The sequence below is a fragment of the Streptomyces sp. NPDC026206 genome, assembly GCF_040638465.1.
Classification (GTDB): Bacteria; Actinomycetota; Actinomycetes; order Streptomycetales; family Streptomycetaceae; genus Streptomyces.
In genome coordinates this window covers 157331-170999 of sequence record NZ_JBEZYL010000006.1, presented here as the reverse complement: position 1 = coordinate 170999, position 13669 = coordinate 157331, and the positions used below count along the sequence as shown (strand labels likewise).

Genomic DNA, 13669 nt, shown 5'->3' with positions numbered 1-13669 from the left:
GGACTACGGCCGCTGCAGCCGGGACGCCTTGAGCGTCATGTGCAGCAGCAGGCGGTCCTCGCCGTCGTCGAGGTCGAGGCCCGTGAGCTGCTCCACGCGGCCCAGGCGGTAGTAGAGGGTCTGCCGGTGGATGCCCAGGGCCGCCGCCGCGCGGCCCGCCTGGCCCGCGCAGTCGAGATAGACCTCGGCCGTACGGGCCAGCTCGGTGCGGTCCGGCTCCAGCAGCGGCCGCACCGCCGGGTCCGCCGCGCGCTTTGCCGACAGGGCGGTCAGCACCCGGTACGGGCCGATGCCCGCCCACTCCGCCACCGGCCCCAGCCGCTGTTCCGCAGCCGCCGCCCGCGCCGCCGCCAGGGCCTCGGCCCAGGCCTCCGGCAGCTCCAGCAGCCCCTTGCGGGGCGTGCCGAGGCCGGCCGCGGCCGGCGCCGGCGCGGCGTCGGGGTCTCCCGCCCGGGGGGAGCGCAGCAGCCGGTCGGCGGCCGCCTGCGCGGGGCCGGGCGAGGAGGTGGTGCGCAGCCGGACGAGGGCGGCGAGCGCCGCCGAGCCGTCCGGTAGCGCCCCCGGCACCGCGCACATCGCGGCCACCCCCGACTGGGCGGCCAGCGCCGCGCCCGCGCCTTCCTGGTCCGCGTCGTCGTCGGCCGCCGAGCGCCAGGGGGCGACCGCGACCAGCGCCAGCGGGCCGTCCGCCGCCGCGCCGAGGGCCTCGCGCAGCGCGCCGCGCGCCGCCTCCCGCACCGCGGGCCGGGCGGTCAGCAGCTCCCGCAGCAGCTCGCCCAGCTCGGCCCCGGCCCGGGCCTCGGCCGCCAGCAGCGCACCGATCCGGGCGGCGGTCTCCATGGCCTGCGCGAGGCGGGGGTCGGCGAACGGCACACCCAGGTCGAGCCCCGCCAGGTGCCCGTCGTCCAGCAGCCAGACGTAGCCGTGCACCACCCCGCGGTGGCGCACGGGCAGGCAGATGCGGCCCTTGAACACCCCCGCCGCCGGATCCGGCGGAATCCGCAGCGGAGCCTGCGCCCGCGCGATGCCGAACGCCTCGAACCAGGCCCGGACCGCCGCCGTCGAGCGCCGCTGCAGGATGGAGCGCGTACGCACCGGGTCCATCATCATCTCGAGATCGTCGTCGCCCCCGTGGGCACCGAACGCGATGAGACCGAAGTCCCTGTCCTCCAGCGTCGCGGGAGCGCCGAGCGCCGCCGAGATCTCGTCCACGAGCTGCTGATACTCGCCACGCATGCGCGCTGTGCTCCCTCCGGTATCCGTCGGCTCTCATTGTCATACATTTGTCTGAGATCCCGGCCACGAATGCGTGACAGCTGTCGATGGCCGCGCGGGTGGCGTGAACTCTACGTTTCACGTTGAGTTACTTAAGCCGTCTCCCCAGGTGGGACGGCCCTCATCGTGGAGGTGCCCGTGCTGGGTCCTGTGCTGCTCGCTGCCTCGCGCAGCGACAAAATGCGCCGTTTCGTGTCGGCTGCCCCGGGCACCAAGCAGGTCGTCGACCGCTTCATCGCCGGTGAGACGGTCGGTGAGGTCATCCCGATCGTGAAGGACGCCGCGGCCAACGGGCTCGAGGTCACCCTGGACGTGGTGGGCGAGGACATCACCACCGTCGAGCAGTCGTACGCCGCGCGCGACGCCTACCTGGAGCTGATCGAGCGCCTCAAGGAGCTCGGTCTGGGCGAGCGAGCCGAGATGTCGGTGAAGCTGTCCATGTTCGGGCAAGCCCTGGAGGGCGGCCACGAGCTGGCGCTCGCCAACGTGCGCCCGGTCGTCGAGGCCGCCGCCGCCATCGGCACCACGGTCACGCTGGACGCCGAGGACCACACCACCCTCGATTCGATGTTCGCCATCCACGAGGAGCTGCGGAAGGACTTCCCGCAGACCGGCTGCGTCATCCAGGCGTACCTCTTCCGGACCGAGGACGACGCCCGCCGCCTCGCCGCGGCCGGCAGCCGTGTGCGTATCGTGAAGGGTGCGTACAAGGAGCCCGCCTCCGTCGCGTACCAGGACAAGGCCGAGACCGACAAGGCGTTCGTCCGCATCATCAAGATCCTCATGGCGGGCCTGGGCTACCCGATGATCGGATCGCACGACCCGCGTCTGATCGCCATCACGCAGGACGTGGCCCGGCAGGCAGGTCGCAAACTGGACGAGTACGAGTTCCAGATGCTCTACGGCATCCGCAGTGACGAGCACGTCCGTCTGGCGTCCGAGGGCCACCGGATGCGCGTGTACACCGCGTTCGGCACCGACTGGTACGGCTACTTCATGCGCCGCCTCGCCGAGAAGCCCGCCAACCTGCTGTTCTTCGCCCGCTCCATCCTCACCAAGGGCTGAGCCCCCCCCACACCCCCCAAAGCCCGAAGGAGATACGGAACCCATGGACGCCGTGACCCAGGTCCCCGCTCCGGTCAATGAGCCGGTGCACAGCTACGCCCCCGGCTCCGCCGAGCGCGCCCGCCTCGAGGCGAAGCTCAAGGAGCTGGCCGCCAACCCCATCGACCTGCCGATGACGATCAACGGCGAGAAGCGGATGGGCGGCGGCGAGCCGTTCAAGGTCGTCCAGCCGCACAACCACTCCGCGGTGCTCGGCACGTTCCACCACGCCACGCAGCAGGACGCGCAGGACGCGATCGACGCCGCACTGGCCGCCGCCCCGGCCTGGCGTGCGATGTCCTTCGACGACCGCGCCGCGATCATCCTGCGCGCCGCCGAGCTGCTGGCCGGCCCCTGGCGCGAGACGCTGGCCGCCTCCACCATGCTGGGCCAGTCCAAGACCGCCCAGCAGGCCGAGATCGACACCCCGTGCGAGCTCGTCGACTTCTGGCGCTTCAACGTGCACTTCGCGCGCCAGATCCTCGCGGAGCAGCCGGTCGCCAACTCCGCCGGCGTGTGGAACCGCAGCGACCACCGCCCGCTCGAGGGCTTCGTCTACGCGATCACGCCCTTCAACTTCACCGCCATCGCCGGCAACCTGCCGACCGCCCCCGCCCTCATGGGCAACGTGGTCGTCTGGAAGCCGTCCCCGACCCAGACCCACTCCGCGGTGCTGCTCATGCAGATCCTGGAGGAGGCGGGCCTGCCCAAGGGCGTCATCAACCTGGTGACCGGTGACGGCATCGCCGTCTCCGAGGTGGCCCTGAACCACCCCGAGCTGGCCGGCATCCACTTCACCGGCTCGACCAAGACCTTCCAGTACCTGTGGAAGACGGTCGGCACCAACATCGAGAAGTACAAGTCCTACCCGCGCCTGGTCGGCGAGACCGGCGGCAAGGACTTCGTCGTCGCCCACCCGAGCGCCGACCGCGCCATCCTGAAGACCGCGCTGACCCGCGGCTCCTTCGAGTTCCAGGGCCAGAAGTGCTCGGCCTCCTCCCGCGCCTACGTCCCCCGCTCCATCTGGGAGGACGGCTTCAAGGAGGAGTTCGCGGCCGAGGTCGACGGCATCACCATGGGTGACGTCACCGACCTGTCGAACTTCATCGGCGCCGTCATCGACGACCGCTCGTTCGCCAAGAACAAGGCGGCCATCGACCGTGCCAAGGCCGACCCGGCGTGCACGATCGTCGCGGGCGGCTCGTACGACGACTCGGTGGGCTACTTCGTGCGCCCGACGGTCATCGAGTGCACCGACCCGGCGAACGAGGTCTTCACGACCGAGTACTTCGGCCCGATCCTCGCCGTCCACGTCTACGAGGACGCCGACTTCGACGCGATGCTGGCCCAGATGGAGTCCGTCTCGGCGTACGCCCTGACCGGCTCGGTCATCGCGCAGGACCGCTATGCGGCCGCCGAGGCGATGGACAAGCTCCGCTTCGCCGCGGGCAACTTCTACATCAACGACAAGTCGACCGGTGCCGTCGTCGGCCAGCAGCCCTTCGGCGGCGGCCGTGCCTCGGGTACGAACGACAAGGCCGGTGCCGCGTCGAACCTGATGCGCTGGACGTCGGCCCGCTCCATCAAGGAGACCCTGGTCCCGCCGACCGACTACCGCTACCCGCACATGGGCTGACCTGCCCCTCGCTGAGCTCCGCCCCCGACCAGCCCCCCAGCCGGCCGGGGGCGGTGTGCGTTCCGGGCCGCCGTCACAGGGTGACCGCCATCGCCAGCAGCAGCGCCGTCAGCAGGGAGCCGACACGGTCGAGGAGGCCGCCGGGGCCCGGGAGCCGGCTGTCCGTGTGGCTGCCGTCCGCCTCGCGCCCGATCATGGATGCGAGCAGGTCGCCCAGGACGCATCCGCACAGCACCGCGGCCCACAGCGTGAGCGTGAACGCACCGGCCGCGCCGAGCGCCGCGGCCACGGCCATGCCCGCGCCGATGACACCCGCCCAGGTCCTGGCCGGGTCAAGGGGCGAGAGGGGGCGGGCCAGAGTGCCGCCCAGGCGCGCCAGGACGGTGTCACCGCACCGGGCACCGATGCCACCGAAGGCGACGGCCACCCCGACGGCGACCGCGGTGCCGTCCAGCACGACGAGTCCGCTCAGCGCGACCGGGATCCACAGCAGCCCGAAGACGGTGCGCGCCGCCCGCTCGGCACCGCGGGACCTGTCGCCGGACACGAGCGCGGACAGGACCCCGGCGAAGAGCAGAAGGGCGAGCGGCCGCAGACAGAAGGCGAGGGGTGCCTCCGAGACGTACACCTCCAGGGAGAGGACCGGCAGTACCGCGGCCGCGACGGCGAGCGCGGTGTGCTCGCCCGGGCCCAGGCCGGCCGTCCGGACGTACTCCCGCACCGCGACCAGCCCCAGGGCGAGCGCCAGCAGCGCCCCGCCCGGCACGCTCAGGTGCAGCGCCCCCAGGAAGAGCGCTGCCGCAAGGAGCCAGGCGAGCCAGCGGCGGCGCAGCTTGCGACGCGCCCCGACGCGCGCGGGGAGAACCGCGACGACCGCACCGCCCACGCCGAGCGCGCCGGCGACCACCGGGACGACCCGGGGCAGGACGTCGGTCGCGTACAGGACGCTCATCGCGCGCCCCGGCGCGGCGCGGTGTGCGGCCGGAGACCGGCGAGGGCGGCGGGCGGATCGCCGGGGCGGGCCGCTGACCAGGGTGTGAGTGCGTACAGGCCGTTCATGGCCGCTACTCTCGCCGACCGCCCGCGGCGGCCGGTCGGTGCCCCGGGCACGAAAGGCACGGGCGCGGACACCTTACCGGGGTCACCCGTCCGCCCCGGCCCGGTCGGCCGCCCGGCGCGCGGCCCGTCTCAGATAGTAGGAAGTCCGAGTAATCGTGCAGACAGCGCGGCCGGGCTGGCCTAGCGTTGTCACAGCCGAACCTTCCGCTCCATCGAGCGAACGGCGGTCGTGGCCCGGTGCGCCGGCGCAGGTGATCCCTGCCGCACCCAGACCCCCGCCCCTTCTCCGGCTTCTCGGTCCCGCCTTCCCGGGGCTTGCCAGGACTCAGCAAGAGGAGACGTGACCCATGGCCGAAACCGCCGTTCGCAGGACCCGTCGTGTCGCCCGTGCCTCCGACAGTGCGCAGCGCAAGGCCGACCGGGCGAACGCCGCCGCCGCGCTCCAGCGCGCGCTGGACCGCCGTGACAACGGCGGCGTCACCGGTCACTGACCCCGCGCCCGCGCTTCCCGCCGGCCTAGGGCCGGGGGGAGCGCAGGACCTCGAAGTGGTCGATGCGCGCCCCGCTCTCCGTCAGTGCTGTCACCCTCAGCCGGGGGTGGCGGCCCGGCTCGACCTCGACCGCGAGGAAGGAGTGGCCGGTGTAGCGCACCCGTGACCACTCCACGGTCTCCGTGCTCTTGGTCCGGCCCTTGTGCCAGTGGTAGCTCTTGACGCTGTCCAGGTCCCTCACATGGCCCTCGTAACTGTCCGCCACCGGGAAGTCGTAGAGCGACTTCCCGGCGCCGCCGGCGGTGACGTACACGATGCCGTCCCGCACGGAGTCGGCGGTTCCGCCGATCGGCACGGTGCGGTTCACCCGCCGGCCCCTGATCGCGTCGGTGCGCTCGTAGACGTGGTTGTGGCCGTTGACGACGAGATCCACCCGGTGCTTGTCGAACAGCGGCAGCCACGCCTCGCGCACCCCGCCGTCCGAGGCGTGCGCGCGTGTCGTGGAGAAGGCGCAGTGGTGGAAGAAGACCACGACGAAGTCGATGCCGGGCTGCTCGCGCAGCTCCTGCAGCCGCCGGTCGAGCCAGACGGTCTGCCGGCCGTCGCTGTAGCCGGTGTTCGCGGGGATCTCGTACGAGACGTCGTTGGCGTCCAGCGCGACGACGGCGGTGTTGCCGTAGACGAAGGAGTACGCCCCCGGTGCGTGCCGGGGGTCGAAGCCGTTGTCCGGCAGCGTCCAGCGCGCGCTCTGGCCGCCGTAGCCGTTGGGGGAGTACCAGGCCTCCATGTCGTGGTTGCCGGTGGTCACCATCCACGGCACCCGCGCGGCCACCGTCTCGGTCTGGGCCAGGAACTGGTCCCACACCCGCGCGTCGTAGACGTCCCCCGGCTTTCCGGCACCGCTGTCGTCGGCGTAGCAGAGGTCACCCGCGTGGAGGTGGAACGCCGGGTTCTGACCGAGAATCAGCTGGTCGTTGGCCAGCGCGTGGTAACTGACGCCCTGGTCGCCGAAGGCCGTGAACACGAACGCCTCCGGCCGCGCCGGGGCCGTCCCGAACGTTCCCACGGTGGCGCAGCGGCGGGGGTCGGCTGGGTCGAAGCCGTCGTGGCCGACGCCGTAGTAGTAGGTCTGCCCGGGGGCGAGGTCGTCCAGGGCCACGTGCAGATAGACCTGGTCGACGGCCGGGAGCTTCTTGGACAGGGCCGGGGTGTGCAGCGTGCGCACCTCGGCCGGGATCCGCTGCCCGAGCTCCCACGGCTTCAGCCCCACGCGCACGTACGGGGCCCGGACGGCGAACGGCACCTGCCAGGAGATCCGCATCTGCGTCCGCGGATCGGCGCCGAACGCCAGGTGCCGCCCGAACGGCGCGACGAGCGAGCCGTCGACCTTCGCCGTGGCGGGCGTGGTGAGCAGGGTGGGGGACAGCGGGCGGGTGTGCGCGTCCGCGGTGGCGGGCGCGGGCAGGCCCGCCCCCGCGACCGCTCCCACCGTGGCCGCGCCCGCGCGCAACAGGCCGCGCCGCGAGGTACGGCGCGGGATGAGGGCGCGCAGGTACTCGTGCTGCTCCGGCATCGTCATCCGGCTCGCCAGGCGGCCGGGGATCCCTACCCGAGGTGTGTCCATGCCGGGAAGGTGCCAGGAGCCGGGAGCCCGGACACGTACTTCCGGCGAATGTGGCCCCTCCGGCTGGCAACCTGTCCGAATAGTGGACGTCGCGTGTCAGAGAGCGGGACGGAAGAGTACGGTCCCCGTATGTCTCGCAGCATTCGCCTCGCAGTGATCCCCGGTGACGGAATCGGTCCCGAAGTCGTGGCCCAGGGCCTCAAGGTCCTCTCGGCCGTGCTCCCTTCGGACGTCGAACTGGAGACCCGGGAGTACGACCTCGGCGCCCGCCGCTGGCACGCCACCGGCGAGACGCTGCCGGACGCCGAGCTGGAGTCCCTCAAACAGCACGACGCGATCCTGCTCGGCGCGATCGGCGACCCCTCCGTGCCGTCCGGCGTGCTGGAGCGCGGGCTGCTGCTGAAGCTGCGCTTCGCCTTCGACCACTACGTCAACCTGCGCCCGTCGAAGCTGTTCCCCCACACGGCTACGCCGCTCGCCGGCCGCCCGGACATCGACTTCGTCGTCGTCCGCGAGGGCACCGAGGGCCCCTACGTCGGCAACGGCGGCTCGATGCGCACCGGCACCCCCGCCGAGGTCGCCACCGAGGTCAGCGTCAACACCGCCTACGGCGTGGAGCGGGTGGTCCGCGACGCCTACGAGCGCGCCCAGGCCCGCCCGCGCAGGAAGCTGACGCTGGTTCACAAGAACAACGTCCTCGTCCACGCCGGCCACCTGTGGAAGAACGTCTTCGACCGCGTGGGCCGGGAGTACCCCGAGGTCACCACCGACTATCTGCACGTCGACGCCGCGACGATCTTCTTCGTCACCCAGCCCGGCCGCTTCGACGTGGTCGTCACCGACAACCTCTTCGGCGACATCCTCACCGACCTCGCCGCCGCCGTCACCGGCGGCATCGGGCTCGCCGCATCGGGCAACATCAACCCCACCGGCGCCTTTCCCTCGATGTTCGAGCCGGTCCACGGCTCCGCGCCCGACATCGCGGGCACCGGCAAGGCCGACCCCACGGCCACGGTCCTGTCCGTCGCCCTCCTGCTGCGCCACCTCGGCTACGAGGCACAGGCGGACCTGGTCGAGGCGGCCGTCGCCGGGGACCTGAGCGCGCGCGACGGCTCGGCCCGTACGACGGACGAGACCGGTGACGCCCTCGTATCCCGCGTACTCACCGGCTCCGTAGCCACCTGACCCGGCCGCTGTGCTACTGCGCGGCCGGATGCCACCATCGATTCCCGGCCGCGCACACGTTTTCCGTCAGGGCCCCCACGAGCGATAATCGAACGTGGGGCCGCGATATGAGGCGAAGCTCGGACGTCTCGATTCCGCTCGGGACGAAAGTGAGCGCGGTCCGCCACACACCAAGGTGAAGGACACGCATTCATGACGACGCCCACGATCGAGCTCAAGCCCTCCTCGCACCCGCTGTCCGACGCGGAGCGCGAGCGGATCCTGACCAGCCCCGGCTTCGGCCGCCACTTCACCGACCACATGGTGACGATCAAGTGGACCGAGGGCCGTGGCTGGCATGACGCCCAGCTCGTTCCGTACGCGCCGCTGTCGATCGACCCGGCGAACATGACCCTGCACTACGCGCAGGAGATCTTCGAGGGCCTCAAGGCCTACCGCCGTCCCGACGGCTCGGTCGCCACCTTCCGGCCCGAGGCCAACGCCGGCCGCTTCCAGGCCTCCGCCCGCCGGCTGGCCATGCCGGAGCTGCCGGCCGAGCTGTTCATCGAGGCCTGCGACGTGCTGGTCCGGCAGGACCAGGCGTGGGTCCCGCCGCACGGCGGCGAGGAGTCCCTCTACCTCCGCCCGTTCATGATCGCGACCGAGGTCGGCCTCGGCGTGAAGCCGGCCAACGAGTACCTCTTCATCGTGATCGCGTCCCCGGCCGGCGCGTACTTCCCCGGCGGCGTCAAGCCCGTCTCCGTCTGGCTCTCCGAGAACTACGTCCGCGCCGTCCCCGGCGGCATGGGCTTCGCCAAGACCGGCGGCAACTACGCGGCCTCGCTGCTCGCCCAGGCCGAGGCGGCCGAGAAGGGCTGCGACCAGGTGGTCTGGCTGGACGCGCTGGAGCACAAGTGGGTCGAGGAAATGGGCGGGATGAACCTGTACTTCGTGTACGGGGCGGCGTCCGATGGAAAGCCCGTCATCGTCACCCCCGAGCTCACCGGCTCGCTGCTGGCCGGCATCACCCGTGACTCGCTGCTGCAGGTCGCCAAGGACCTCGGCTACGCGTCCGAGGAAGGCCGGATCTCCACCGACCAGTGGAAGCGCGACACCGAGAACGGCACGCTCACCGAGGTCTTCGCCTGCGGCACGGCCGCGGTGATCACCCCGGTCGGCTCGGTGAAGTCCGCGGGCGGCGAGTGGACGCAGGCCGACGGGCAGCCCGGCGAGGTCACCATGAAGCTCCGCAAGGCGCTGCTGGCCATCCAGACCGGTGCGGCCGAGGACACGCACGGCTGGATGCACCCCCTGGGCTGAGGCCCTCTTCGTCACGCGGGCTTGCGTGCGTCGCCGTGAACGCAAGGCACGCAAGTACGCGTGATCGTTGCCGCCCGGACCCTTGTCGGCACCGTGCCGTTCCGCCACCGTGATCGTCCATGGGACAGGGACAGGGACAGGCACAGCACTGGAAGAAGATCTGGGTCGGCTCGGCCGGCAACATGGTCGAGTGGTTCGACTGGTTCGTCTACGCCAGCTTCGCCACCTACTTCGCGGGCTCCTTCTTCCCCGAGGGCAACGACACCGCGAAGCTCATGAACACCGCGGGCATCTTCGCCGTCGGCTTCTTCATGCGCCCCGTCGGCGGCTGGCTGCTCGGCCGGGTCGGCGACCGGCGGGGCCGCAAGGCGGCGCTCACCCTGACCGTCACGCTCATGTCGGCGTCCGCCGTGCTGATCGCCGCCGCCCCCACCTACGCGGTCGCGGGCTACGGCGGCGTCGCCGTCCTGCTCGTCGCCCGGCTGCTGCAGGGCCTGTCGGTCGGCGGCGAGTACGCGGCGAGCGCCACCTACCTCACCGAGGCCTCGGCGCCGGGCCGGCGCGGTCTCGCCTCCAGCTTCCAGTACGTGTCGATGACCGCCGGCCAGATCCTGGGCCTGGGTATCCAGATCCTCCTGCAGCGCACGCTCACCAGCGGCGAGCTGCACAGCTGGGGCTGGCGCATCCCCTTCGTCGTGGGCGCGCTCGGCGCGGCCGTCATCTTCTACCTGCGCCGCAACATGCTGGAGACCGAGACGTTCGAGGAGAGCGGTGCCTCGCCGCAGGACCGCGGCACGATCAAGGCGCTGCTGCGGCACAGACGTGAGGCGTTCCTGGTGATCGCGCTGACCATGGGCGGGACGGTCGCGTACTACACGTACACCACCTACCTGACGAAGTACCTCTCCAACAGCGCCGGCCTGCCCAAGCAGACGGCGACCCTCGTCAGCTTCTGCGCCCTGATCGTCTTCGCCTGTCTGCAGCCGCTGGCGGGCGCGCTCTCGGACCGGATCGGCCGCCGGCCACTGCTGATCACCTTCGCGGTCGGCTCCACCTTCCTCACCGTGCCGATCATGACGCTGCTGCAGCGGGCGGGCTCCTTCTGGCCGGCCCTGGGCCTGTCGCTGCTGGCCCTGGTCGTGGTCACCGGCTACACGTCGATCAACGCCTGTGTGAAGGCGGAGCTGTTCCCCACGGGCGTGCGCTCGCTCGGCGTCGCCCTGCCGTACGCGATCGCCAACGCCCTGTTCGGCGGCACGGCGGAGTACGTCGCCCTGTGGTTCAAGAAGGGCGGCATCGAGTCCGGCTTCTACTGGTACGTGGCGGGCTGTGCGGCGGTGTCGCTCGTCGTCTACCTCGCGATGCGCGAGACGAAGGACATCGACCTCAAGCGGGTGGGGCAGCAGCCGTCGGACCGGCCGGAGACGGACCCGGTGCCCGCATCGTGAGACTCTCCGGCACCGCGGGGCGGATCCGTGCCAGGATGCCCGCATGCTCCCGTTCGCCATGATTATTGGCAGCAGGCGCGCCGGTCCGCAGTGACCGCCTCGTACCACCCGTACGACGCGGACGCCGTCGTCCCAGACCCGCGCGCAGACCTCTCGCACCCGCGAGAGGTTTTTGCGTTTTCCGGCCCACCACGCCGGCGACGCAGGGCGAGGGATCATAGGGGGACGGTGGAACCGGTCATTCCGGTAGACCGACATCCTCACAGGAGTCAGAGCAGCATGACGGACGCAACCGACGGCCCCGACGGTGGCCTCGACGACAGCCTCGACGACAGGTTCCACGTCTTCGACACCACGCTGCGCGACGGCGCCCAGCGCGAGGGCATCAGCCTCACCGTCGCGGACAAACTGACCATCGCCCGGCACCTGGACGACTTCGGCGTCGGCTTCATCGAGGGCGGCTGGCCCGGTGCCAACCCCCGGGACACCGAGTTCTTCCAGCGCGCCCGCGAGGAGATCGACTTCCGGCATGCCCGGCTCGTCGCCTTCGGCGCCACCCGCAAGCCGGGCGTCCGCGCCGAGGAGGACCCGCAGGTCGCCGCGCTGCTCGACTCCCTGGCCCCGGTCGTCACGATCGTCGCCAAGTCCCACGACCGCCACGTCGAGCTCGCCCTGCGCACCACGCTGGACGAGAACCTCGCCATGGTCCGCGACACCGTCGCCCACCTGCGCTCGCGCGGCCGCCGCGTCTTCGTCGACTGCGAGCACTTCTTCGACGGCTACCGGGCCAACCCGCGCTACGCCACCGAGGTCGTGCGCACCGCCCACGAGGCCGGCGCCGACGTCGTCGTGCTGTGCGACACCAACGGCGGCATGCTCCCCGCCCAGGTCGAGGCGGTCGTACGGACCGTGCTCGCCGACACCGGCGCCCGCCTGGGCATCCACGCCCAGGACGACACCGGGTGTGCCGTCGCCAACACCCTGGCCGCCGTGGACGCGGGCGCCACGCACGTGCAGTGCACCGCCAACGGCTACGGCGAGCGGGTCGGCAACTCCAACCTCTTCCCGGTCGTGGCCGCTCTGGAGATCAAGTACGACCGCCGGGTGCTGCCGCCCGGGAAGCTGGCGGAGATGACCCGCATCTCGCACGCCATCGCCGAGGTCGTCAACCTCACCCCCGCCACCCACCAGCCCTACGTCGGCGTCTCCGCGTTCGCCCACAAGGCCGGGCTGCACGCCTCCGCGATCAAGGTCGACCCGGACCTCTACCAGCACATCGACCCCGAGCGGGTCGGCAACACCATGCGGATGCTGGTCTCCGACATGGCCGGCCGGGCCTCCGTCGAGCTCAAGGGCAAGGAGCTCGGCATCGACCTCGGCGGCGACCGCCGGCTCATCGGCCGCGTCGTCGAGCGGGTCAAGGAGCGCGAGCTCAAGGGCTATACGTACGAGGCCGCCGACGCCTCGTTCGAGCTGCTGCTCCGCGAGGAGGTCGAGGGCAGGGCCCGCCGCTACTTCCGTGTGGAGTCCTGGCGCGCGATCGTCGAGGACCTCCCGGACGGTACGCACGCCAACGAGGCGACCGTGAAGCTGTGGGCCAAGGGCGAGCGCATCGTCGCCACCGCCGAGGGGAACGGCCCGGTCAACGCGCTCGACCGCGCGCTGCGTGTCGCGCTGGAGCGCATCTACCCGCAGCTGGCCGCGATGAAGCTGACAGACTACAAGGTCCGCATCCTGGAGGGGAGCCTGGGCACGGGCTCCATCACCCGGGTCCTGGTCTCCACGAGCGATGAGTACGGCGAGTGGTCCACCGTCGGCGTGGCGGAGAACGTCATCGCGGCGTCCTGGCAGGCGCTGGACGACGCCTACGCCTACGGGCTGCGGCGCGCGGGCGTCGAGCCGCAGGAGTGAGTCACAGGTACTGACTCGTGAGCCCGGCGCCGAGCAGGTCGTAGGCCCGCTCGGCGTCGGCGTGGGCGGCGCGCAGCACGCCGTCGGTGATGCCGCCGGCCGCCAGGCGCAGCCAGTTGTCGCGGGCGAGGACGTGGTGGACGGCGATGATCTGCGCGGCCGCCAGCCTCGTCGTCACCTCGTCCGTGCGGTCCGTCTCCAACAGGGCCTCGGCCAGCGCCCGTTCGTCCTCGGCGGTGTAGCGCGCCAGCCGGGCCTGCAGGCTCGGGGTCGCGTAGAGCATGTCCCGGAAGGCCAGCACGGCCGGTGCGTCGCACAGGCCCGTGACCGGGTCGCGGGCGTCGAGGCGGGCGTGGAAGTGGGCGCGCAGCGCGGCCAGTGGCGACTGCCCGGCCTCCCGGCAGCGGACGACCCGTGCCGCTTCGCCCTGGTGGTCGGCGATGCGGTGCAGGGCCAGGTCCTCCTTGGCGGGGAAGTAGCGGAACAGCGTCGGTTTCGAGACCTCCGCGGCCGCCGCCACCTCCGCGACCGACACCTGGTCGAAGCCGCGCTCCAGGAAGAGCGCGATGGCCGCCTCGGACAGCGTCTGCCGCGTGCGCTGCTTCTTGCGTTCCCGCAGTCCCGGCTCTTCGTTCAC

Annotated in this window: 11 protein-coding genes; 7 read left to right on the top strand and 4 right to left on the bottom strand. The window is 71.7% G+C overall.

The features are described 5' to 3' along the window. Nucleotides 1-3 precede the first annotated feature (3 nt). Nucleotides 4-1236 (bottom strand): helix-turn-helix domain-containing protein, encoded by a 1233-nt coding sequence (locus AB0F13_RS12170; protein WP_362079249.1) that lies wholly within the window; start codon nt 1234-1236, stop codon nt 4-6. Between the two features lie 177 nt (nt 1237-1413). On the opposite strand from AB0F13_RS12170, the gene AB0F13_RS12165 reads away from it, so the two are divergent. Next, entirely contained in the window at nt 1414-2340 is a 927-nt protein-coding gene (locus tag AB0F13_RS12165; RefSeq protein WP_362079246.1) for a proline dehydrogenase family protein, read from the top strand. A gap of 43 nt (nt 2341-2383) precedes the next feature. Then, nucleotides 2384-4015 carry an L-glutamate gamma-semialdehyde dehydrogenase gene (pruA, locus tag AB0F13_RS12160; protein ID WP_362079243.1) on the top strand — a complete coding sequence of 544 codons (1632 nt, stop codon included), beginning with the start codon at nt 2384-2386 and terminating at the stop codon, nt 4013-4015. A gap of 73 nt (nt 4016-4088) precedes the next feature. Here pruA and AB0F13_RS12155 read toward each other — a convergent pair whose 3' ends face one another. Continuing rightward, nucleotides 4089-4967 carry a phosphatidate cytidylyltransferase gene (locus AB0F13_RS12155; RefSeq protein WP_362079240.1) on the bottom strand — a complete coding sequence of 293 codons (879 nt, stop codon included), beginning with the start codon at nt 4965-4967 and terminating at the stop codon, nt 4089-4091. A gap of 454 nt (nt 4968-5421) precedes the next feature. Here AB0F13_RS12155 and AB0F13_RS12150 point away from each other — a divergent pair, with 454 nt between their 5' ends. Continuing rightward, nucleotides 5422-5565, top strand: coding sequence for a hypothetical protein (locus AB0F13_RS12150; RefSeq protein WP_362079237.1), 144 nt, complete (start codon nt 5422-5424; stop codon nt 5563-5565). 25 nt (nt 5566-5590) lie between these two features. On the opposite strand, the gene AB0F13_RS12145 is transcribed toward AB0F13_RS12150, so the two are convergent. After that, a complete protein-coding gene (locus tag AB0F13_RS12145) occupies nt 5591-7189 on the bottom strand; it encodes a metallophosphoesterase family protein (protein ID WP_362079234.1) in 1599 nt (532 codons plus the stop codon). A gap of 129 nt (nt 7190-7318) precedes the next feature. On the opposite strand from AB0F13_RS12145, the gene AB0F13_RS12140 reads away from it, so the two are divergent. The 4 genes from AB0F13_RS12140 to cimA all read left to right on the top strand — a co-directional run bounded on the left by AB0F13_RS12140 (nt 7319) and on the right by cimA (nt 13032). Beyond that, the gene (locus AB0F13_RS12140; protein WP_362079231.1) at nt 7319-8374 is read left to right on the top strand and encodes a 3-isopropylmalate dehydrogenase; all 1056 of its coding nucleotides are present in this window, start codon (nt 7319-7321) and stop codon (nt 8372-8374) included. 192 nt (nt 8375-8566) lie between these two features. Then, nucleotides 8567-9673 carry a branched-chain amino acid aminotransferase gene (locus AB0F13_RS12135; RefSeq protein ID WP_362079228.1) on the top strand — a complete coding sequence of 369 codons (1107 nt, stop codon included), beginning with the start codon at nt 8567-8569 and terminating at the stop codon, nt 9671-9673. Nucleotides 9674-9792: 119 nt separating this feature from the next. After that, complete coding sequence (locus AB0F13_RS12130) at nt 9793-11121, top strand: MFS transporter (RefSeq protein ID WP_362079225.1); 1329 nt, start codon at nt 9793-9795, stop codon at nt 11119-11121. A 279-nt stretch (nt 11122-11400) separates the two neighbouring features. Then, nucleotides 11401-13032: a citramalate synthase gene (gene cimA / locus AB0F13_RS12125; protein ID WP_362079222.1), complete on the top strand. Its 1632-nt coding sequence runs from the start codon at nt 11401-11403 to the stop codon at nt 13030-13032. 1 nt (nt 13033) lies between these two features. On the opposite strand, the gene AB0F13_RS12120 is transcribed toward cimA, so the two are convergent. Further along, on the bottom strand, nt 13034-13669 hold the full coding sequence (locus tag AB0F13_RS12120) for a TetR family transcriptional regulator (protein WP_362079219.1): 636 nt from the start codon (nt 13667-13669) through the stop codon (nt 13034-13036).